Raw genomic sequence first — 21803 nt, 5'->3', positions numbered from 1 at the left:
TAACGTCCATACATTACTAAAAATATATATGAGAAAGTTCGAACACCGTATTCTGCACGTTACGCCAGACAGTATCTGGAGCGTCAAGATTGATGCCCAGCAATTAACCGATACGCTTAATGAGCTAGGGCGCCAAGGATGGGAAGTCGTGTCGGCAGTCGATACCGATATTTCCGGGAGTGGGGTGAAAGCATTGATGTTTGTCCTGAAACGCGAACTGCCGTAGCCAGTGGCCTTTGCGGGTGCCACACGCCAGAAGCGTCAACTCATATAGAATCAACCGGTTGCGAGACGGGTATAAATTTTCTGACTACCGCATACCCGTTGACCCGTCGGATTCAGCTATTTTTATCAACGTGAATCCAGCTAATCATCCGGAGTAACTGTCATCTGAGCAATCAGAAAATTCGACAGAATCCGGTTCAGACAACAGTACTACATGCAGTTTTCCCACCTCCATACGCACACCCAGTACTCACTGCTCGACGGGCAGGCCGACATCAAGAAGCTGATAAAGAAGGCTAAAGGTGATAACATGCCCGCCGTCGCGATCACTGATCACGGCAATATGTTCGGGGTGTTTGAGTTTGTGGCTGAAGCCAGCAAGCAAGGCATCAAGCCTATCGTCGGATGTGAATTTTACGTGGTTGACGACCACACCCGCAAGCAGTTTACCAAGGAGCAGAAGGATATTCGCTATCACCAACTGCTGCTGGCGAAGAACCCGCAGGGCTATAAAAACCTGGCGAAACTGTGCTCGCTGGGCTACATGGAGGGACTGTATGGCAAGTACCCGCGCGTCACGAAAGAGCTGATCGACAAATACAAGGAAGGGCTGATCGCGACGACCTGCTGCATCGGGGCTATTGTGCCGAAAACGATTCTGAAAAAAGGTGAGGAAGCTGCCGAAATTGAGTTCAAGTGGTGGCTCGACCGCTTTGGCGACGACTATTACGTTGAGTTGCAGCGGCACGAAATTCCCGACCAGATCAAGGCCAACGAGGTACTGGTCAAGTTCGCCCGGAAATACAACGTCAAAATCATCGCGTCGAACGATTCGCACTACGTCGATCGCGACGACTGGGTAGCGCACGATATTCTGTTGTGTGTAAACACGGGCGAAAAGCAGAGTACGCCGTCAATGAAGGAATTCAACGACGAAGAAGCGATGCCTAAAAACACGCGCTTCGCCTTCTTCTCCGATCAGTTTTATTTCAAGAACACGCAGGAGATGACGACGCTGTTTGCCGACATGCCCGAAGCGATCGACAACACCAATGAGATCGTTGGCAAGGTCGAGACGCTGAAGCTGAAACGCGATATTCTGCTGCCTAACTTCCCGATTCCCAGCGAATTCCAGCTGCACACCGACGACGTCGCTAACCAATGGGAGTTTTTGAAGCACCTGACCTACGAAGGGGCCCGGAAACGCTACGGAGAGATCGAAAGCCACGTACAGGAACGACTTGACTTCGAGTTGTTTACCATCAAGACGATGGGTTTCGCCGGTTACTTTTTGATCGTGGCTGACTTTATTCAGGCCGGTCGCGACCTGGGCGTGATGGTGGGACCCGGGCGGGGTTCGGCGGCTGGGTCGGCGGTGGCGTATTGCATCGGAATTACCAACATCGACCCCATCAAGTACGACTTGCTGTTTGAGCGCTTCCTCAATCCCGACCGGAAATCGATGCCCGATATCGACACGGACTTCGATGATGAAGGCCGGCAGAAGGTAATCGATTACGTCGTGCAGAAGTACGGTAAGCAGCAGGTAGCGGCTATCGTGACCTACGGTACGATGGCGGCTAAATCAGCGATCAAAGACGTGTCGCGGGTGATGGATTTGCCCTTGTCCGATGCCAACGCCCTTGCCAAGCTGGTGCCGGATAAGCCGACGTACAACATGACCCTGCGCCGGATTTTCGAAGATCCGATCGAAGGGCCCGGCGGGCTGGCGAACGTGATTCAGCCGGAAGAGGTCGAGAATGTCCGGCGGATGCGAGCGCTTGAACTGGGCGACCAAAGCGTGGGTCGGACGATGAAACTCATCGATACCGAGAAAGTGCAGAACGTGCTGCAACAGGCGCGACGGCTGGAAGGTACGGTGCGGAACACGGGCGTTCACGCGGCCGGTATCATCATTGCTCCCGACGATCTGTCGAATATCGTTCCCGTCTCGACGTCAAAAGATACCAACCTCATTATCACCCAGTATGAGGGTAAAGTAATCGAGGACGCGGGGGTTATCAAGATGGACTTTCTGGGGTTGCGTAACCTCACGATCATCAAGGAATGTCTGCGGCTCATCAAGCAAAACCACGGCGGTCTGATCATCAACGGTGTCGAAACCGACATCGACGACATTCCGCTCGACGACCCGAAAGCCTACGAACTGTTTCAGCGCGGGGAAACCAACGCTATCTTCCAGTTCGAATCCGACGGGATGAAGAAGTACATGAAGGACCTCAAGCCTGACCGCTTCGAGGACCTGATTGCGATGAACGCCCTGTACCGTCCGGGCCCGATTCAGTACATCCCCACCTTCATCAACCGGAAACACGGTCGGGAGGAAGTCAAGTACGACCTGCCCGAGATGGAGGAGTATCTGGCAGATACGTACGGCATTACGGTATATCAGGAGCAGTTGATGTTGCTGTCGCAGAAGCTCGGTAACTTCACCAAAGGCGACGCCGACGTCCTGCGGAAGGCGATGGGTAAGAAAGACCGCGCGACGCTCGACAAGATGAAGGGCAAGTTCATGGACGGTTGCGCGGCCAATAAGCTGAACGCGAAGATCTGCGAGAAAATCTGGACCGACTGGGAAGCCTTCGCGTCGTACGCCTTCAACAAGTCGCACTCGACCTGTTACGCGTTTGTAGCGTACCAGACGGCCTACCTCAAAACGTATTACAAGTCGGAATACATGGCGGCCGTTTTGACGAGTTGCCTGGGCAACATCGAAAAAATTACCTTCTTCCTCGAAGAGTGTAAGAATATCGGTATTCCCGTACTCGGCCCCGACGTCAACGAATCGGAGCGGGTGTTCGGGGTAAATAAAAAGGGCGAAATTCGCTTTGGTCTGGCCGGTATCAAGGGCGCGGGTGACGCGGCTGTAGAAGCCATCATCGACGAGCGAACCGCCGGGGGCGAATACAAAGACGTCTTCGATTTCATCATCCGGGTCAACCTGCGGACGGTGAACAAGAAAACACTTGAATCGCTGGCGTATGCCGGGGCTTTCGACGCGCTGGAACCCGATTATCACCGGGCTCAGTATTTCGATGTGCCGCCGACTGAAACCAGCCCGTTCTTGGAAAAAATTATTCGGTACGGTAACAACTACCACGCGGAGAAAGCAGCCGCGCAGCAGTCGCTATTCGGCGCGATGATGGGGGGCGAACCGATGCTGGCCCGGCCTAAACCGCCCACGGTGCCGAGCTGGAATCAGATCGAGAAACTTAAGTTCGAGAAAGAAGTCGTCGGGTTCTACATCACCGGCCACCCGCTTGATGAGTTCCGGCTTGAGATGGAAGGTTTCTGCAACTGTACACTCGACAAACTCTACGAAACCAAGGCGCCTGAGATCAAGGTAGCCGGTATCGTGTCGTCGATGCAGGTGCGGATTACCAAGACCGGCAATCCGTTCTGTATTTTCAAGCTGGAAGATTATAACACCTCGGTCGAGCTAGCGCTGTTCGGTGACGATTACGTGCGGCTGGGGCAATACGTCGATGTGGGGCGCTTCCTGCACATCACGGGTAAAACGCAGAACAAGTGGAACTCCGATCAGCTGGAATTCAAACCCGCGTCGATCCGACTACTTAATGAGATGCGCGAGAAAATGTGTAAGGAGGTACGCGTCTCGCTTACCCTCGACGCCTTGAGTGCCCAACTGGTCAGTCAGATCAATGACCTGATCAACGCTCACCCTGGCACCTGTACCCTATCACTGAACGTAGTCGACCCCGATGAACGGCTGGAAATTAGTTTGCAGTCGCGCACGCTCAAAGTCTCGCCCGCTAACACATTGTTACGTGGTCTGGATAGTCTGGAAGGCGTCAGCTATAAAGTGGCTTAATCACCAAACGTACCAAAACAGCTTCGGGAATCTCATGATTTGAGTTTCCCGAAGCTGTTTTGATATATTTTCCCTTCCCTTGGCCACGTAAACTTTATAGCAGACCAGGTTTCGTTGATGCTCAATGTTTTGCTTTCAACCAAACCATAATCATACCCGATTTTTATGACCGTGGGTAGGGTGAGATCGGTATTCATCTTGCCGCCTTTGGGCCAGGATAGCCAGAGTGCGCCGGTTTTGGCCAGACAGTTCATCAGAGCGGGAAAGTGCTCGTGCATGTCAGCCTGTTTTGTCACAAAGAGATGAATATATTCAAACACACCATCACGGCTCGTCTCTACAGTTAGGGTAGGTAACTCAATGGCGTCAATAGCCTCACCAGGAGCGTTAACTAGTAGGGTACGCGCCCCTGCCCTGATACCCATTTTTGCTGACACGGGTTTTATCATACGAATTGGCTTCTCTATGACTGAACTAAAGCCGTTAACTCGCTAACAACGTGCGCTGTTTTCATTCGAATAATTTGTTATCTACGACTTCATCCCAAATCATAAGCAACCGTCACGATCGTGTGGCCTGCCCCCATCCGAATTAGAGTTTATAGAATTGAGATAGTCAGTAATGCTGGTGCTATTCAGTTCGCAATATCTTTTCCATTTTACGGCCTTTCGCTAACTCATCGACCAGTTTGTCCAAATACCTCACCTGTCGTGTCAATGAGTTTTCGATATCTTCCAACCTATAACCACAGATTACACCACTGATGAGTTGTGCATTAGGGTTCAATGTAGCCTGTTGAAAAAACGTTTTGAACGTAACTTGTTCATCAATCAGTGCCTGCTGTTTATTTTCATCGAAACCAGTTAACCATTCGATGACCTGCTGCAATTCTGCTTTCGTTCTACCTTTCTTTTCCACTTTCGACAGATAGGCGGGATATACTGAGGAAAATTTCAGCATTGCCATACGTTCATTGTGCTTATCTGAATCGTTCATATCTATAAAAGTAATCTGGATATCAATCTCGGTATTTTCCGTACTACTTCAGCCTCTGCAGTATAAGCAAAAAGCCACTACCAATATAGGCAGCGGCTTCTCAAGTAAGACTATTAAAATATCTAACTAATCTTTTTTGTACTGCTGAATGATTTTGTACAGTGCTTTCTGCTTTTCCAGTTCGGGGAAGAACTCGAACAGTTGTACGTGCGCATCGTAGTCAAGCATAAGCGCAGCTTCCAGTTGAATCAACGATTGACGATACTGCCCAGCGTGAATCAGATAAATAGCCGAGCGATAGTACAGATCCGCTTCTTTCGGCATATCCTCTAACCCCATCTGAATGACGTCGTTGGCGCGCATGTAGTCGCCCTGATCGAAGGCAACCAGCGACCAAGTCAGATACACATCAGGATTGTGGCTATCCACTTCAGCGGCTTTCTCAAACGCTTCTATGCTGGACAATACGTTCCCGATCTTGTATTCCGTTTCGGCCACAGCAAGGTAGTACTCGCCGTTCTGGTCGTTCAGCTTGACAGCCTTTTGCAAAAACGGCAGGGCCTCATACCATTTCCCCGATGTGCTCAGGCAAACGCCAATGCCGTACCAGGCTTCGTCCCACATCGTATCCAGTCGAATCGCTTCGCGGTACTCATGGATGGCTTCAGTCATCTTGTCCTGCTTCTCCAGGCTGGCGCCCAGATGACAGTATGTGTCGGCCGTAGCTTCTTCGTACTTCAGCGTCTCGCGGTAACAGGCTTCGGCTTTCTCGAACAGCCCCAGGTTCATGTACGTGTTACCCAGGTTGAAATGGGCCGACGCAAAATCCTCTTTGATAATGATGGCGTAGTCGTACGCTTCGGCGGCTTCGGCGTAGCGCCCCAGCTTGCTGTAAGCAATACCGATGTTATACCAGGCATTATACGAGTACGGCTCCTGATCAATCAACTGCTGGTAATACGACAAACTGTTCTCCAGTTCACCCGTTACGTCCAGACAGAACGCCAGTTCATACAGCGCGTTCTCGTTATTGATGTTGAGCGCAATCGACTTCTTGTACTGTGTAATGGCTTCGTCGTACTTACCCCAGTTCTGGTAACTCTGCCCAAGTTGAAACAAAATATCGTCTTTCTCTTCAGCGCGTTCGAGTAATTCCTCCAGTACCTGTACCGACTCTTCATAGCGCCCAGCCATACTAAGAACAGAACCCTGCATAAAGGGTACGTCCAGATCGCCGGGGTTAAATAAATAGGCTTGTTCTAATAAATCCAGCGCTTCATCGAAACGCTGATAATTAGCCAGAATCTGCGCTTTATCCAGCATCAGTTCCAGCGCGTTCGGAAAGCTTTCCAGACCGGCTTCGCTCGCCTTTAAGGCTTTGTCCAGATCACCACGGTTGAGGTAATGCTCAACTAACTGCTCATAGACATCCAGGTCGAAAAACTGACTTTGCTGCTGGTCCAACATCTGTTCAAAGCGCTGGATTGCTTCTTTTATATCGCCTTCTCGTTCTTCGAACTCTTGCTCCATGCTGTCTCCTTTACGAAAATTGTAGGGCGGATAGGGGCCGCATCAACTGACGCGGTTTATCCTTCTTTGATAGAAATGTAAACCTAAAAAAACAGAACTCCAACCCCCAACCCAACTTTTTATGCTACCGCTGGCGACCGATTAAAGGCGTCGGCAACCCGCTGTAATGTCTCGTTTAGCGGTCGGTATTGAAAACCAGGCAACTGCTCTATCTTGTGCCCGTTGAACTGGTACAACGAGCTGGCCGACCGGGCCGTTTCACGGGTTATCAGGGGAGCTTTGCCGGTTAACCAGGACCGCACCGCTTCCAATGGCCACAACACCTGCGTCAGCAGGGGCGGCACCTGAATGGACGGCGGGCGTTTGCCCAGTACTCCAGCTACCTGTTTTAACAAAGATTGGTACGGAATGGTGCCCCCGTTCAGGATATAGCGCTGCGCCGTTACGTTGCTTTCCATAAGCCGAAACAGGGCGTCGGTTACGTCGAGTACATCAACGTAGTTCATCAGCCCAGCGGGGTAGAACGGTTTTTCGTCGTAAGCGTATTTGAGAAGTTGCAGGCTACTACGGCTCCAGTCGCCCGCACCCAATACGATAGACGGATTGACCATAACGGCATTCAGTCCCTCAGCAATACCCCGCCAGACCTCCAGCTCGGCCCGGTACTTCGTTTGCGCGTAGGCTGAGTTATTGGGCGACTCTTCCCATTTTTGATTTTCGTCAATAATCACCGGCGTTCCGTTTGTCGGCTTCTCTCGTTTCGACACCGGTCGGCCCAGTGCCGCTACAGAACTGAGATAGCCTAGTTTACGGATGCCTGCTTTCAGGCAAACGTTGACGACATTGGCCGTTCCTTCGATATTGATCCGCTCCATTTGCCGCCGGTCTTTCGGTACAAACGACACAATAGCCGCCGTATGGATGACGTCCATGACCGGTGTGGATTCGCCAGGTAGAATGGCCATTTCAAGCGAGGGAATATCCAGTACGTCACCCTCGTGCCAGGTGATCTGGTCGGCTACATCGGTCAGCATGCCGTAGCTGCTTTCCGGCCGTTTCAGCGCCGACACGGTATACCCTTCGGCCAGGTAACGCCGGGCAATATGCGACCCAATGAAGCCGGTCGCGCCGGTAATGAAAACGGATTTAGGTAGTGATGAGGTCACTGTATATTCTTGATTTCGACCCAGTTCAGGAAATTATTCGTAGCGGGTGTGTTGTTCTCCATCATAACCTGACGCAGCTGTTTGTGTAAACATAACAACCTTCGGGTCTGAATTACTAATTTTGCGTTCCAATTACCGGACCATGTCTTTAGAAAATCCCCAACGCTATACCGTTACGGCGGCACTCATCTACGCCAACGGACCGATCCATATCGGTCACCTGGCGGGTTGTTACCTGCCCGCCGATATTTACGTTCGTTACCTCCGCTCGACGGGCAAGGATGTTGCCTTCATCAGCGGTACCGATGAGCACGGCGTCCCCATTACGATCAAGGCCAAGAAGGAAGGCATCACGCCCCAGGAGGTTGTCGATAAATACTACACGCAGATCAAGCAGTCGTTCAGCGACTTCGGCATTTCGTTCGACATCTACTCCCGCACCTCTAATCCTGTACACCACGAAACATCACAGGAGTTTTTTACGAAGATTTACGACAAAGGCGGCTTCATCGAAGAAGTGACCGAGCAGTATTACGACGAGGTTGCGAACCAATTCCTGGCCGACCGGTACATCGTTGGTACGTGCCCGGTTTGCGGCAACCCCAACGCCTACGGTGACCAGTGCGAACGCTGTGGTACGGCACTCAGCCCAACGGAGCTGATTGAGCCTCACTCCACGCTGTCCGGCTCGAAACCTGTTATGCGATCGACTAAGAACTGGTTCCTGCCACTCGACCGGATGCAACCCGAGATCGAAAAATACGTTAACAGCCATACCGAGTGGAAAACGAACGTGTTTGGTCAGTGCCAGTCTTGGCTGAAAGAAGGGCTACGTCCCCGCGCCATGACCCGCGACCTCGACTGGGGCATCAAAGTACCCCTGCCCGATGCCGAAGGCAAAGTACTTTACGTCTGGTTCGACGCGCCCGTTGGGTACATTTCGATGACCAAAGAGTGGGCTGAGCAACAGGGCCGCGACTGGGAACTGTACTGGCGCGATGAGCAAACAAAGCTGGTGCACTTTATCGGCAAGGACAACATCGTTTTCCACTGCATCATCTTCCCGGCAATGCTGATGGCTGAAGGAGCAGGTTCTGCTTCTCCGTACATCCTGGCCGATAACGTACCGGCTAACGAGTTCATGAACCTGGAAGGCGACAAGATCAGCACGTCGCGAAACTGGGCGGTCTGGCTGCACGAGTATCTGGAAGAATTGCCCGGCAAAGAAGATGTATTACGTTACGTCCTGGCAGCCAACGCGCCCGAAACCAAAGACAGCGAGTTTACCTGGAAGGATTTCCAAACCCGCAACAACGCGGAACTGGTGGGTATCTTTGGCAACTTCGTAAACCGGGCAGTAGTGTTGACGCAGAAGTTCTGTGATGGCCACGTTCCAAGCATTGGTGAGCACACGGATTATGATCTTCAGGTGATTGATGAACTGGCGCTCTTCCCCGACCGGATCGGACAGTCCATCAGCCAGTACAAATTCCGGGAATCCCTGGGCCACCTGATGGATCTGGCTCGACTAGGAAATAAGTATCTGGCCGAAACAGAGCCCTGGAAAGTTGTTAAGACCGATCCATTACGCGCGAACACGATCTTGAATCTGGCGCTACAGATCTCAGCAAACCTGAGTATCGTTTGCGAACCATTCCTGCCGTTCACGGCGGAAAAACTGCGTAGCCAGCTCAACATTACCGACAATTTCACTTGGATAGACGCGGGTCGGGCCGACCTGCTGGTCGAAGGCCACAAACTGGGAAAAGGGGAACTGCTGTTCGCCAAAATCGAAGACGACGAGATTAACAAGCAAATCCAGAAACTACTGGACGCTAAACGCATGAATGAACTAGCTACCAAGACCGTACCTGAGTTACGGTCTGAAATTACGTACGACGACTTCGCCAAAATGGATATTCGGATTGGTACGATCGTCGAAGCCGAGCGCGTACCAAAAAGCGATAAACTGCTGAAACTGAAAGTTGACGATGGGATGGGCGGTCGGCAGATTCTGAGCGGTATTGCCAAACATTTCTCGCCCGAAGAATTGATCAACAAGCAGGTTACGTTCCTGGCGAATCTGGCTCCCCGTAAGATGATGGGCCACGAGTCGCAGGGTATGATCCTGATGGCCGAAGACCGCGACGGTAAACTGGCACTCATCGCCCCCGGCGACAACGTCTGGAACGGCGGCACGGTGTCGTAATTGACGTAACATCTATCAAATACAGGAGCCGGAAGCCATGCTTACCGGCTCTTTCTCATTCCACGTAGCAACAGCCCTCACAGCGGCCAGATTCTGGTTTCCTTCGCCATCCTCACGTCGCGCATTCGCTCGCAAAAGTGAACTGGTTACGCATCATCCCTCGTAGCACACAGCCCGATACTCGTTCTTATTTGCCGATTCTGCCTGTGCTGAAACGTTCGCCGGAAAAATCCTGTTACGTTTTCAGACTCGTCATTATTAAATTTCCTCGTGAGCCAAGAACAAAAAAGCGACGGATCGCCGTCCGGACGCATTTTCGACTGGGTAATCCTGCGTCGGCTGTATGACTTTATACGGCCATATCAGGGGCGCTTCTATCTGCTGGTCAGCATCATTTTGCTGTCAGCCTGCCTGGCCCCCCTTTCCCCCCTGCTGATTCGCTACACCATCGATAATGTGATCGCCATAGGCGACTACGCGCGACTCACGCAGATGCTGATCATCATGATTAGCGTGCTGGTCGTGCAGGCCGTCGTCCAGTTTTCTAATACGTACTTATCAGGCTGGTTGGGGCAGCATATTATCCGGGATATTCGGGTGCAGCTTTACCAGAAAATTATTAACCTACGGCTGAAATTCTTCGACAACACACCGATTGGCCGACTCGTTACCCGTTCTATCTCCGATGTTGAAACCCTGGCCGACGTATTCAGCGAAGGCATGGCAGCCATTGCTGGCGACATCCTGCAACTGGTTCTGATCATTGCGGTAATGTTTTATACCGACTGGCGCTTGTCGGCAATCAGCCTGTCTACGATTCCGTTGATGCTGTTCAGTACGTACGTGTTCAAGGAAAAGATTAAGCATTCGTTTAACGAAGTTCGTACGGCCGTTGCTAACCTGAATTCGTTTGTTCAGGAACACATTACGGGCATGAACATTGTCCAGATTTTCGGTAGCGAAAAAATCGAAGCGGAGAAATTCCAGACTATCAACGATGAACATCGTCAGGCGAACATCCGGTCGATCTGGTACTACTCGATTTATTACCCCGTAGCGGATATCATCTCGGCGGTGGCCGTTGGTTTGGTCGTTTGGTATGGCGCGCAGCAAGTGGTCGACTCGAACGTAACGTTTGGTACGATCACCGCTTTTGTGATGTTCATTAACCTGTTCTTCCGACCCATCCGGATGCTGGCCGACCGGTTCAACACGCTCCAGATGGGCATTGTCAGCACCGACCGAATCCTGAAGTTACTGGATAGCGATGAATACACCGTCAACAACGGCAGCTACGCGCCCGAAACCATCCGGGGAGACGTAACGTTCGATCACGTCTGGTTTGCCTACAACGAAGAAAATTACGTCCTGCGCGATATTTCGTTCAACGTCAAAGCGGGTGAAACAGTAGCTTTCGTAGGGGCAACTGGTGCGGGTAAGTCATCGATCATCAATCTCCTCAGTCGTTTCTACGATATCAACAAAGGAGAAATCAAGGTCGATGGTATCGACATCCATGACTACGAGCTGGGTCACCTCCGCCGGAATATCGGTGTTGTGTTACAGGACGTTTTTCTGTTTTCCGATACCATTGAGAACAATATTACGCTGGGCGATCAGAGCATCACCCGGGAGAAGATCGTTGAAGCCGCCAAGCTCGTTGGTGTCCACGATTTCATCGAGCGGCTTCCCGGCGGGTATAGTTACAACGTGATGGAACGGGGCGCCACCATTTCAGTGGGGCAGCGGCAGTTGATTTCATTCGTTCGGGCTATGGTTCAGAACCCACGTATCATTGTGCTGGACGAAGCGACCTCGTCGGTCGATACGGAAACGGAAGAAATGATTCAGGACGCCATCAGTAAGCTGATGAAGGGACGTACAGCCGTTGTGATTGCTCACCGGTTGTCAACGATTCAGAAAGCGAATAAGATTATTGTGGTAGACAAAGGCCAGATTGTCGAACAGGGCAATCACGAAGAGCTTATTCAGCAGGAAGGTTTCTACGCCAATCTCTACCGGATGCAGTACAAGGAAGTAGTCTAAGCACTTACTCTTCCCGCTTGACATTAAACGATCACTTTTAGTAGGTGATCGTTTTTTTTATATCCGTTGACAAGCCCGGCTATTTATCTAAAAATCAATTCATAAATTAGCCTGCTGCATTTCTATCTAGTAACCCCTCACCGATGACAAAACAATTACTTACGTTACTATTCTTCAATGCTTTCGGTCTGTCTCTTCAAGCCCAGCGGGTCGTTTCGACGACATCGCCCAATCGATCGATTGCCGTAATGGTGCGCCAGGCAGCCTCAGGATCGGTAACGTATCAAGTGAATTACAAGGGCCAGCCCATTCTGGCTCCTTCCGGGCTCGGCTTTGTGTTCAGTAAGCCCAAGGTTTCGCTCTCCCAGTTCAATATCGTTGCGATGGATTCATCGGCCCATGACGATACGTGGCAACCGGTCTGGGGGGAAACGAAAACCATACGGGATCAGTACAAAGAACTGGCCGTTACGTTACAGGACAAAAGCAGTTCGGGCATTCAAGTCCGCGTTCGTTTTCGGGTGTTCGATGACGGTCTTGGCTTTCGGTACGAATTTCCGGAACAGAAAGCGCTGACGCATTTCGTCGTCGACGATGAGCTGACTCAGTTTGCCTTCACCGCCAACCATAAAACCTTCTGGCAGCCCGGCGACTACGACTCTAACGAGTACCTCTACAACACAACCAGATTGTCAGAAGTCGACGCCGTCAAAGCGTCGGATCGAGAGAAGGACACGGCGCTCAAAACCGTCATTGGCCCCAACGCTGTACAAACGCCCCTGCTGCTTAAAACTGATCAGGGTGTGTACATCAGCCTATACGAGGCAGCCCTTCTGAATTATCCAGTTCTGCACCTGCAGCTCAACAAACAGACCAATACCCTGACCGCTCAGCTGACACCCGATGCGGTGGGCAACAAGGCGTATTTACAAACCCCGGCGCAGACGCCCTGGCGTACCGTCCTGATTAGCGATAAGGCGACCGATTTGCTGGCGTCGAAGATGATTCTGAACCTGAACGAGCCCTCAAAAATTGGCGATACGTCCTGGATCAAACCGCAGAAATTTGTGGGGATGTGGTGGGAGATGCACATCGGAAAAGCCACCTGGGAACGGGCGGGCGGAAAACATGGCGCGAATACGCAAAACGTTAAAAAGTACATCGACTTTGCCGCCAAATACGGTTTCGATGGCGTATTGGTCGAAGGGTGGAATGAAGGTTGGGAGGATTGGTTTGGCAACTGGAAAGAAGACGTGTTTGATTTCGTTACGCCCTACCCCGACTACAATCTGGACTCACTAACGGCTTACGCTCACAGCAAAGGGGTACGGATCATTATGCACCACGAAACGTCCGGCTCGGTTACGAACTACGAACGGCGGATGGATGCGGCTTTCCAGTACATGGTTGATCACGATATCAACACCGTCAAAACGGGTTACGTCGGGCGGATCATTCCCCGGGGCGAACACCACGACAGCCAATGGATGATCAAACACTACCAACGCGTGGCCGAAAAAGCCGCTCAGTACAAGATCATGGTTGACTCGCACGAATCGGCGCATCCCACCGGCCTGCATCGAACCTACCCCAACTGGATGGCCAGTGAAGCCGCCCGGGGCAGTGAATTCAATAACGCGCCCACCTTAGGCATTACGCCCGAACATACTACCATCCTGCCGTTCACGCGGCTACTGGGTGGCCCAATGGATTTTACACCTGGTCTGTTTCGTTTCCGGCTGAATCAGTTTGACAGCACTCGTACGACCCGCGTTCGTACGACGCTGGCGAAGCAGCTTGCCTTGTACATAACCATGTACAGCCCGTTACAGATGGTAGCGGATCTACCCGAAAATTACGAAAGGCACCTGGACGCTTTTCAGTTCATCCGTGACGTAGCGGTAGACTGGGACGATACAAAGATTGTTGCCGCGGAGCCAGGCGACTATATCTTGGTGGCGCGCAAGGCAAAAGGAACTGATACATGGTTTTTGGGAGCTATTACCGACGAAAACAGTCGGGATTTACCGCTGACATTAGACTTCTTACCAGCTGGACAAACCTATCAGGCTATCATTTACCGCGACGGCCCCAACGCCGACTGGGACACGAATCCAGAATCGTACGTCATCGAAAAGAAAATGGTTACGGCGAAGACGAAATTACCGCTACACTTGGCTAAAGGGGGCGGCTGCGCCATCCAGTTTGTTCGGCAGAAGTAAGTAAATAAACCTGTTCAGAACAACAAGGGGCACAAACCCGTCGGCTTGTGCCCCTTGTTATTTATATACTGCTTATTTCGACTTCTTGCCCCACAGTGCTTCCTCCTCTTCCTCCAGATTGGCACCGGTGATGCCTTCGGAGATTACTTTATGGCCTTCTGCTTGGGGAGCGCATTTAGTAGGACCAGGGCCACTACCATCCAGTGCGTAGGCAATTGATTCCGAGAGATCCTCAGGTGTAATTTTCGCGGGTTTCTCTACTGGTTTAGGGTACTTCTCCCCTGCCTGTTGGTTGATTACTTCCTCATCGGCGGTTGGATCGGAGTCCATACCGGTATCGGCATTACGAGAACTACCACTTGTCAAGTCGCTGGAATCTGGATCAAAGAAGCGCATGAGTACATTGAGTTTAGTTCTGCATCAATAACTAACGGAGGAGCCTTCCTGTTCGGAGAATCTTGCTACTCGTCCAGCCGGCGCACCAGAATTTTATCAATCCGGCTTTTGTCCATGTCAATAATCTCAAATTTGAACTGCTGCCACACAAACGTTTCGCCGGTTTGTGGAATATCCTGCAGAATGTGCAGGGCAAATCCCCCCAACGTATCAAAGCCCGTTAGATTCCGACGATTTTCGACGCTGATAGTAATGTTAAAATACGAGACAAACTCATCAAAGGGCAACTGCGCATCGATCAGGTAGCTGCCATCCTCACGAGTAACGATTTCGTGCTCATCGTCAGCATCATCGGTAATATCCCCGACCAGCACGTCCAGGATGTCGTTCAGCGTAACCATACCCAGAATCCCTCCGTATTCGTCAACGATGATTCCCACGTACATTCTTCGCTCCCGGAACCGTTCCAGTACCTGATACGCCCGATTATTTTCAGGAATGAATAACGCATCCCGCTTGATCTCCATCAGGCGCTGCAGCTCAGTATCGAGGTCTTTTCCCAGAAAATCTTTCGAGTAAATCAGCCCAACCACATCGTCGATGCCATCCCGGCAAAGCGGAAAAACGGAGTGCTTATATTCCAGTATCTTTTCCCGGTTTTCGGCAGGGTCGTCGTCCAGATCCAGATACACAATCTCCTGCCGATTGGTCATCAGCGACGTAATGCGCCGGTCGCCGAGTTGGAATACGTTTTGAACGATTTCCTGCTCAATTTCTTCGATGGTACCTCCGGTGGTACCCTCCTGAATCATACTCTTGATTTCCTCTTCTGTAACCGCGCTCTCGTTCGGGCGAATCTGTAAGATTTTGAGCAGCAGATCGCTGGAAAACGTCAGCAACGTAATAAATGGCGAGGTCACTTTCGACAACAGAATCATGGGAGCCGCTACCGTCTTGGCAATACCTTCAGGATTGGATAGACCAATCCGTTTAGGCACCAGTTCCCCCAGTACCAGCGAAAGATAAGTCAGCAGCAACAGGACCAGCACGACGGCAATCGAGTGCGCGTAGGGACGGAATATGTCCACCTGCGCTACCATGTTCTGGGCGTCATCGGTCAGCTTATCACCGGAAAAAATACCCAGTAAAATACCGATGAGCGTAATACCAATCTGCACGGTCGACAGGAAGCGGTTGGGGGAATTTGCTAGATCGAGGGCTACCTGCGCCCGCCGGTCACCGTTTTTGGCAGCTGTTTCAAGTTTGGAACGACGTGATGAAACCAGTGCAATTTCTGACATGGAAAAGACTCCATTCAGCAATGTCAACACTAAAATTATAAGTATCTCCACAAAGGAAATGAGGTTGTCCTTCGCAAAAATAAAGAAACCGGTCAGGTTTCCTACTGAATCATCCGTGGTGCAAAACGCCGGTTTCATTACTTTTACAGTTCGAACCGTTTCTGTTCCAATGATTGTTTTTCTAAACGACCGTCCCATTCGGCTCGTTGGCGCCAAAACCGCTACACAGGCAGAGGCTTCGGCAAGCAGCAAACCACTGAGTGATTACGATCACATTATCGACGCTCGTCTGGAAACACTGAAGGCTGAATCGCTGCAGGGACACCTTTTGATTTTAAACTCAACCCCTGCCCTGATCGCTAAGCTGCTGACGCTTTTGCAAGCGGACACGATCAATGATTTGCTCTCGGTTACGCTCTCCTGCCTCAACAAAAGTGATTGCAAAACGGCCATCAAAAAACCGTTCAAAATCATCAAAGCGGCCGGTGGCGTTGTGATCAAGAATAAAAAAATGTTGCTGATGTTCCGCCGGGGTGTCTGGGACCTACCCAAAGGTAAACTGGACGATGGCGAGTCATCACGACAGGGAGCCGCCCGGGAAGTGGAAGAAGAAACCGGCGTCCGGGTGGCCGTTGGGGAGCGGGTCTGCACGACCTGGCATACCTACAAAATGAACGGTAACCGGATCCTGAAGCGTACCAAATGGTACCTGATGAGCGTCTTGGACGACCGGAACATGGCCCCCCAGGAGGACGAAGACATCGAGCAACTTGCCTGGCTGGATCAGCGTCAGACCAAAAAAGCACTGACCAATTCGTTCAGCTCTATTCGCTACGTCATTGACGAGACCAACAAACTCATCGCTTAGCCGTGAGTTTGTTGGCTCAAAGCTTGTAAGGCAGGAACGTATCAACGGGCTGCCCGTAGCGGTGCAGGTCGCGGACGATGCTGGAACTGATGGGAGCCAAATCGGGGGACGTAATTAGAAAAACGGTTTCTATTTCGTCGTATACGTAACGGTTAACCTGGGAGATGCCGTTCTCGTATTCAAAATCGGTGGTATTACGTAATCCCCGCAGCAGGAATTTCGCGCCTTCATTACGGGCAACCCGGGCGGTCAGGTCTTCGTAGCTGATCACCCGTACCGACGGGTAAGCCTGAAAGGCCCCTTCGATGAGTTCCATCATTTGCTCCAGTGGAAAATAGCGTTCCTTGCGTGCGTTCCGACCAACGCCAATAACGACTTCATCGAACAGCTTTAATCCACGCAGGACAATATCTTCGTGACCTTTCGTAAACGGGTCGAATGAGCCGGGAAACAGGGCAATTCTTTTCATTGAGCTGATAAAGGAAGCACAAAGAAAGGCAGAGAATAAACGTAACCCGCAACAAACAGCGGCATCTTTTGGGAGTTGTCTGCCGTAATCGGGCTTTTCTCTCTTATCGACTACGTACTGAGCAACGTTAACCCGTACAAACTCAAGTACCGATGTTCGGGGGCATCGTCAAATTCATCGGCTAGGTGCAGACTGGGCGGTACGTGCCCAAATGACAGGTGCGCCAGAAAACGACTTAGTTCGGTGAAAGAATCCGCAAAGGGGGTTATCTCGCCGTATAACGTAACGGGCACCTCTGTAGGGTCCATGCGCTGCTCGTCCAGCACGTACAGAACATAGTAAGTCAGATCCTGCGGATTTTTGTAGCCAAACCGGTTACAAAACCGCAACTGATGATCCTGACGACAGATCACCGTTACAAACTCATCTTCAAAATACAGCCATACGCCCTGCGGAGTCAGTGAACGTTTGTCCATGTCCGCCGTTGCCTGTAGCAGGGCGCTGGTCTGGTGGACAAACCGTATCGACTGCAATGGGTACATTTCTGCGAAATAGTCAGCCAGCGGGTGTGACAGGTTAAAAACGGACAGAAACCCTTCGCTTTCGTGCAGATACGCCTGGGCGAATTCGTGGGCGGGTAACGCGCTTCCCCGCATCAGCGCCAGATAGCTACCAGCGTATTCTTTCCGGTACAGTGGCTGAGGAACCAACGTAAACGAGGGCGAATTCAGTGAAATCCGAATTTCCTGCCAGGGGCCAGCCGTCAATACAGGATGGTTCAGGAAAACGTCGGGCAATACTTCGCTTAGCGGCCGTTCGGCCAGCATTGAGGGGAACGTGTATTCTTCCAGATAGCCAATCTCCCGCTGTTTGTTCTGCACCATGAACCGCAATCGGTCGCGCCCTATTTCCAGGCATAGCACTGACTGGTTAACCTGGGTTAGTCCAAAGGAATCAGCACGAATTGTTAGGGTAGGTGTGAGCATGTCAGCGGTTTTCACGGCTCGGCGGTAGGGGATGAATTTTCGAAGCAGGCAAGCTACTCAAAAAGCAGAAACGACGAAACGAATTACTGTCCCAGGTAACCCCGCAACTGAAACACGTCTTCCAGTGAGTTACAATACTGAAACAGGGCATGTACCTCGTCGGACGGCATCTGCTTGATCTCATCAAAGGTCATTAACCGTACTTCTTCAATGATCTGTTCGTCTACGCCCATTTCGGGATCTTGACCCAACCGCAATAATCCGCCAACAGCCCGAACCGTAAAGAACAGTTCTAACGCATGCAGAGGTGGCAGCATGAACTCATTCACGAAAAGCATCTCCCCAACTTCAACATCCAGTCCCGTTTCTTCGGAAAACTCACGAATCAGGGCATCGGGGGCTTTTTCTCCGAACTGAGCCCCGCCCCCTGGCGGACACCAGAATGTGTCAGACGAATTGATGCCCCGATGGCGTACCATCAGTAGTTTGTCGTCTTCACAGTAAAGACCGCACACACGCAGCCGAAGCCGATTACCATACAGTTTTAACACCTCTTGTCGGGGCTTGTCAAGTACTTTCGTCACAGTCACTCCACTAGTTAGAACTGCAAAGGTAGGGGTTTTACGACGTTTGGTGTATGGGTGATCGTGTATTCGGCTGCGTGGCAAAAGTTCTGACTTCTAGAAAAAAGTACAGACTACAGTCGTTTGATCAGTAAGGACTTCCTGAAATGTAGCTTTCCAGCGATTCAATCCGGTTTTTTTGATTCCGGATGATGGCCGCCACAACGTCATTGATGGAAATAATTCCCGTCAATTCACCCTCTTTCATAACGGGCAGGTGGCGGATATGCTTCTCGGACATAATCACCATGCATTCTTCCAGCTGCTGCTCGGGCTCAATGGTAATTACCTGGCGGGTCATTACGTCCTCGACCAGCGTATCGTTCGAGTGGCGTCCTTTCAGGATTACTTTTCGCGCGTAATCACGTTCGGAAAAGATTCCGCTTAGCTTACCGTCGTCGACAACCAATACGGCACCGATGTTTTTGTCGGCCATCAGTTCGAGCGCGGCCAGCACCGTCTCTTGCGACGATACCGAATAGAGGGCATTTACGGTCTTTGTCTGTAGAATTTGACGGATATTCATTGATTATTAAATATTTAGTGGGGTTGAAAATAGAAAAAACAAAATAAAAAAACAGAGAAAGTTGCTTTTTTTATTGCTCCGGAGTCATCTATAAGGGCCATAGAACCACTTCGTATTCTACCCCTTTTTTCGTAACTTAGATGCATGAACGATACCCAATCGGCAGCTCAGTTGCTGGCTAAACGCTTCCCTTTTAAACCCACTTCCGGACAGTTACAATTCTTCGATCAGATCAGTACGTTCATTACGCCGGAAGAGCAGGAACGCTATCGGGACTGTTTCTTATTGCGTGGGTACGCGGGTACGGGTAAAACGACGCTGGTGGGTACGCTCATTAAAGTACTGCCCCGCTTTGGCTACAAATCCATCCTGCTGGCTCCCACCGGTCGGGCGGCTAAGGTGATGTCGAACTACGCCAAGAAACCCGCCCAGACGATCCACCGCAAGATATACCGCCAGGTGGCTGACCCAGGCTCGGGTACGCTGGCTTTCCAGCGGCAGAAAAACTACCACGAGGACACGCTCTTTATTGTCGACGAGGCCTCCATGATCTCCGACGAAGCCGACTTTGGCGGCAAAGGGCTGTTGACGGATCTGATTGATTACGTCTTCGAGAATCCGGGCAACAAACTGATGCTGGTGGGCGATACCGCGCAGTTACCCCCCGTGGGCCGCGAGCTAAGTCCAGCCCTGGACCGTGGCTTTCTGGCTAGCTCGTTCGACATGACGGTGTTCGAACAGGAGCTGACCGAGGTAATGCGGCAGGATGAAGAGTCGGGAATCTTATACAACGCTACGGAATTACGCGTGCTGCTGGGCGATACCGAACGTAACGAACCGACGCCTAAAGCAGTCGGTTTCGATGCGCTGCTGACCGACAATCCATCGACGCCGATGCTCGACGCGCCGGAGATCCGGCTGAACGTCCGTTCTTTCAATGACATCTATAAAATGCCGTTGAACAAACTGGAAGATGGTATTCAGTATGCTTACAACAAATACGGGCGCGAAAACACGGTCATTCTGTGTCGATCGAACAAAACGGCCGTGCAGTACAACCAGTTTATCCGGCGCATGATTGACCAGTGCGAAGATGAACTGGATACGGGCGACATGCTGATGATCGCCCGAAATAATTATACCATTCTGGACGATGATTCGCCCGCGGGTTTTCTGGCCAACGGAGAATTTGCCGAAGTGCTGAAGATCAGGAATAAGGAAGAAATGCATGGCTTCCGGTTTGCGACCGTTACATTGCGCCTAGTCGATTACGAAGATCAACCGGACTTCGACGCCAAGATCCTGCTGGATACATTATACTCGCCCGTTCCGTCCCTCACATCGGACCAGTATAAAGCATTGTATGAAAGCGTGCAGCGGGATTATTTCTACATCAAAAGCAAGAAAGAACGTACGGAAGCCCTTCGGCGCGATCCTTACCTGAATGCGCTGCAAGTCAAATTCGCCTATGCGCTAACCTGCCACAAAGCCCAGGGCGGCCAGTGGAACGCGGTCTTTATTGATCAAGGATTTCTTCCTGAGGGGCAGGTCAATAATGAATTTGTGCGCTGGCTGTATACCGCCCTAACCCGTGCTACAGACGAAGCGTACCTGATGAATTTTAACCCGCAGTTTTTTGGTTAAAACCGTTGGCCATTAAAACCAGTTAGAAATAGACTATACACAATCATCTGGTATGTCTATCGATTGGATCATGAGCGCCTGCATCGGCGTCGGTTTAGCAGCTTGCTGTGGATTTCGTGTGTTCGTTCCGCTACTGCTGGCAGGCCTTGCCACCAAACTGGGGATTGTCCACACGATGGCGGGGTTCGAGTGGCTGAGTGGCTGGCCAGCGTTGGTGGGCTTATCTGTAGCAACAATCTTCGAAATTGGCTCGTACTACATCCCCTGGTTCGACAATTTTCTGGATACACTGGCAACTCCCGCAGCGGTCATAGCGGGAACAATCCTTAGTTCGTCGTTCCTATTTGTCGATTCGCCCGTTATCCAGTGGGGTTTGGGTTTGATCGTTGGGGGTGGTTCCGCCGGGATAGTTCAGGCGGGAACCAGCTTGCTGCGACTAGGGTCGACGACGACAACCGGAGGGCTAGCCAACCCGGTACTGGCGACGGGCGAGAACGCGGCTTCGGTCATTTTATCAATTCTAACGCTGCTGCTGCCGCTCATTGCAGCCGCCGTTATTGGTATTCTGGTAGCCCTTATCATCAGTCAGCTAATTACCAAACGTAAAGTCTGGTTCACGCGAGCGTCCGGCAAACGAGGTACCAGCTTCACAAATGTGCCGCGCAGCCCGACAAATTTGAACTAAATCTTTTCGCATTGACCGTCAATGCGCTACTCAAAAAAATAAAAGCACCCCTACCGAA

At 51.2% G+C, this 21803-nt stretch carries 18 protein-coding genes; 8 read left to right on the top strand and 10 right to left on the bottom strand.

What is annotated here, in order from left to right:
• Positions 1 to 28: 28 nt before the first annotated feature.
• Together ACYVAD_RS20960 and dnaE are read left to right on the top strand one after the other, a co-directional pair.
• The gene (locus tag ACYVAD_RS20960; RefSeq protein WP_461141494.1) at positions 29 to 226 is read left to right on the top strand and encodes a DUF4177 domain-containing protein; all 198 of its coding nucleotides are present in this window, start codon (positions 29 to 31) and stop codon (positions 224 to 226) included.
• 213 nt (positions 227 to 439) lie between these two features.
• On the top strand, positions 440 to 4078 hold the full coding sequence (gene dnaE, locus ACYVAD_RS20955; RefSeq protein ID WP_461141493.1) for a DNA polymerase III subunit alpha: 3639 nt from the start codon (positions 440 to 442) through the stop codon (positions 4076 to 4078).
• A gap of 32 nt (positions 4079 to 4110) precedes the next feature.
• Here dnaE and ACYVAD_RS20950 read toward each other — a convergent pair whose 3' ends face one another.
• The 4 genes from ACYVAD_RS20950 to ACYVAD_RS20935 all read right to left on the bottom strand — a co-directional run bounded on the left by ACYVAD_RS20950 (position 4111) and on the right by ACYVAD_RS20935 (position 7770).
• Positions 4111 to 4527, bottom strand: coding sequence for a hypothetical protein (locus tag ACYVAD_RS20950; RefSeq protein WP_461141492.1), 417 nt, complete (start codon positions 4525 to 4527; stop codon positions 4111 to 4113).
• A gap of 181 nt (positions 4528 to 4708) precedes the next feature.
• Positions 4709 to 5074: a DUF2200 domain-containing protein gene (locus tag ACYVAD_RS20945; protein WP_461141491.1), complete on the bottom strand. Its 366-nt coding sequence runs from the start codon at positions 5072 to 5074 to the stop codon at positions 4709 to 4711.
• Positions 5075 to 5200: 126 nt separating this feature from the next.
• Positions 5201 to 6604, bottom strand: a complete 1404-nt coding sequence (locus ACYVAD_RS20940; protein WP_461141490.1) for a tetratricopeptide repeat protein — start codon at positions 6602 to 6604, stop codon at positions 5201 to 5203.
• Positions 6605 to 6723: 119 nt separating this feature from the next.
• Complete coding sequence (locus ACYVAD_RS20935) at positions 6724 to 7770, bottom strand: NAD-dependent epimerase/dehydratase family protein (RefSeq protein WP_461141489.1); 1047 nt, start codon at positions 7768 to 7770, stop codon at positions 6724 to 6726.
• Between the two features lie 142 nt (positions 7771 to 7912).
• On the opposite strand from ACYVAD_RS20935, the gene metG reads away from it, so the two are divergent.
• The 3 genes from metG to ACYVAD_RS20920 all read left to right on the top strand — a co-directional run bounded on the left by metG (position 7913) and on the right by ACYVAD_RS20920 (position 14247).
• Positions 7913 to 9979 (top strand): methionine--tRNA ligase, encoded by a 2067-nt coding sequence (gene metG, locus ACYVAD_RS20930; RefSeq protein ID WP_461141488.1) that lies wholly within the window; start codon positions 7913 to 7915, stop codon positions 9977 to 9979.
• Positions 9980 to 10249: 270 nt separating this feature from the next.
• Positions 10250 to 12025, top strand: a complete 1776-nt coding sequence (locus ACYVAD_RS20925; RefSeq protein ID WP_461141487.1) for an ABC transporter ATP-binding protein — start codon at positions 10250 to 10252, stop codon at positions 12023 to 12025.
• A gap of 143 nt (positions 12026 to 12168) precedes the next feature.
• Complete coding sequence (locus tag ACYVAD_RS20920) at positions 12169 to 14247, top strand: glycoside hydrolase family 97 protein (RefSeq protein WP_461141486.1); 2079 nt, start codon at positions 12169 to 12171, stop codon at positions 14245 to 14247.
• Between the two features lie 72 nt (positions 14248 to 14319).
• Here the strand turns inward: ACYVAD_RS20920 and ACYVAD_RS20915 are convergent, their stop codons facing one another.
• Together ACYVAD_RS20915 and ACYVAD_RS20910 are read right to left on the bottom strand one after the other, a co-directional pair.
• Positions 14320 to 14643, bottom strand: coding sequence for a hypothetical protein (locus ACYVAD_RS20915; RefSeq protein WP_461141485.1), 324 nt, complete (start codon positions 14641 to 14643; stop codon positions 14320 to 14322).
• A gap of 65 nt (positions 14644 to 14708) precedes the next feature.
• Complete coding sequence (locus ACYVAD_RS20910) at positions 14709 to 15995, bottom strand: hemolysin family protein (protein WP_461141513.1); 1287 nt, start codon at positions 15993 to 15995, stop codon at positions 14709 to 14711.
• A gap of 118 nt (positions 15996 to 16113) precedes the next feature.
• Here ACYVAD_RS20910 and ACYVAD_RS20905 point away from each other — a divergent pair, with 118 nt between their 5' ends.
• Positions 16114 to 16812: an NUDIX hydrolase gene (locus ACYVAD_RS20905; protein WP_461141484.1), complete on the top strand. Its 699-nt coding sequence runs from the start codon at positions 16114 to 16116 to the stop codon at positions 16810 to 16812.
• A gap of 16 nt (positions 16813 to 16828) precedes the next feature.
• Here ACYVAD_RS20905 and coaD read toward each other — a convergent pair whose 3' ends face one another.
• From coaD to ACYVAD_RS20885, 4 genes are all read right to left on the bottom strand, one after another.
• Positions 16829 to 17281, bottom strand: coding sequence for a pantetheine-phosphate adenylyltransferase (gene coaD, locus ACYVAD_RS20900; protein ID WP_461141483.1), 453 nt, complete (start codon positions 17279 to 17281; stop codon positions 16829 to 16831).
• A gap of 110 nt (positions 17282 to 17391) precedes the next feature.
• Positions 17392 to 18282, bottom strand: a complete 891-nt coding sequence (locus ACYVAD_RS20895; RefSeq protein ID WP_461141482.1) for a DUF3822 family protein — start codon at positions 18280 to 18282, stop codon at positions 17392 to 17394.
• 68 nt (positions 18283 to 18350) lie between these two features.
• On the bottom strand, positions 18351 to 18851 hold the full coding sequence (locus tag ACYVAD_RS20890; protein WP_461141481.1) for an NUDIX domain-containing protein: 501 nt from the start codon (positions 18849 to 18851) through the stop codon (positions 18351 to 18353).
• A 127-nt stretch (positions 18852 to 18978) separates the two neighbouring features.
• Complete coding sequence (locus tag ACYVAD_RS20885) at positions 18979 to 19416, bottom strand: CBS domain-containing protein (protein ID WP_461141480.1); 438 nt, start codon at positions 19414 to 19416, stop codon at positions 18979 to 18981.
• Positions 19417 to 19560: 144 nt separating this feature from the next.
• Between ACYVAD_RS20885 and ACYVAD_RS20880 the strand changes: the two genes are divergently transcribed.
• Positions 19561 to 21060, top strand: coding sequence for an ATP-dependent DNA helicase (locus ACYVAD_RS20880; RefSeq protein ID WP_461141479.1), 1500 nt, complete (start codon positions 19561 to 19563; stop codon positions 21058 to 21060).
• A 52-nt stretch (positions 21061 to 21112) separates the two neighbouring features.
• Positions 21113 to 21745, top strand: a complete 633-nt coding sequence (locus tag ACYVAD_RS20875; protein ID WP_461141478.1) for a DUF4126 domain-containing protein — start codon at positions 21113 to 21115, stop codon at positions 21743 to 21745.
• Positions 21746 to 21803 lie beyond the last annotated feature (58 nt).

The sequence above is a fragment of the Spirosoma pomorum genome (assembly GCF_054776615.1).
This window is presented reverse-complemented; position numbering and strand designations above follow the sequence as displayed.

What these genes read in the sequence shown, in the direction of transcription:
- coaD (WP_461141483.1), bottom strand. Translation starts at nt 17,281, where the DNA reads ATGAAAAGAATTGCCCTGTTTCCCGGCTCATTCGACCCGTTTACGAAA.
- ACYVAD_RS20945 (WP_461141491.1), bottom strand. Translation starts at nt 5,074, where the DNA reads ATGAACGATTCAGATAAGCACAATGAACGTATGGCAATGCTGAAATTT.
- ACYVAD_RS20885 (WP_461141480.1), bottom strand. Translation starts at nt 19,416, where the DNA reads ATGAATATCCGTCAAATTCTACAGACAAAGACCGTAAATGCCCTCTAT.
- ACYVAD_RS20940 (WP_461141490.1), bottom strand. Translation starts at nt 6,604, where the DNA reads ATGGAGCAAGAGTTCGAAGAACGAGAAGGCGATATAAAAGAAGCAATC.
- ACYVAD_RS20880 (WP_461141479.1), top strand. Translation starts at nt 19,561, where the DNA reads ATGAACGATACCCAATCGGCAGCTCAGTTGCTGGCTAAACGCTTCCCT.
- ACYVAD_RS20960 (WP_461141494.1), top strand. Translation starts at nt 29, where the DNA reads ATGAGAAAGTTCGAACACCGTATTCTGCACGTTACGCCAGACAGTATC.
- ACYVAD_RS20950 (WP_461141492.1), bottom strand. Translation starts at nt 4,527, where the DNA reads ATGATAAAACCCGTGTCAGCAAAAATGGGTATCAGGGCAGGGGCGCGT.
- ACYVAD_RS20875 (WP_461141478.1), top strand. Translation starts at nt 21,113, where the DNA reads ATGTCTATCGATTGGATCATGAGCGCCTGCATCGGCGTCGGTTTAGCA.
- metG (WP_461141488.1), top strand. Translation starts at nt 7,913, where the DNA reads ATGTCTTTAGAAAATCCCCAACGCTATACCGTTACGGCGGCACTCATC.
- ACYVAD_RS20905 (WP_461141484.1), top strand. Translation starts at nt 16,114, where the DNA reads ATGATTGTTTTTCTAAACGACCGTCCCATTCGGCTCGTTGGCGCCAAA.
- ACYVAD_RS20920 (WP_461141486.1), top strand. Translation starts at nt 12,169, where the DNA reads ATGACAAAACAATTACTTACGTTACTATTCTTCAATGCTTTCGGTCTG.
- dnaE (WP_461141493.1), top strand. Translation starts at nt 440, where the DNA reads ATGCAGTTTTCCCACCTCCATACGCACACCCAGTACTCACTGCTCGAC.
- ACYVAD_RS20915 (WP_461141485.1), bottom strand. Translation starts at nt 14,643, where the DNA reads ATGCGCTTCTTTGATCCAGATTCCAGCGACTTGACAAGTGGTAGTTCT.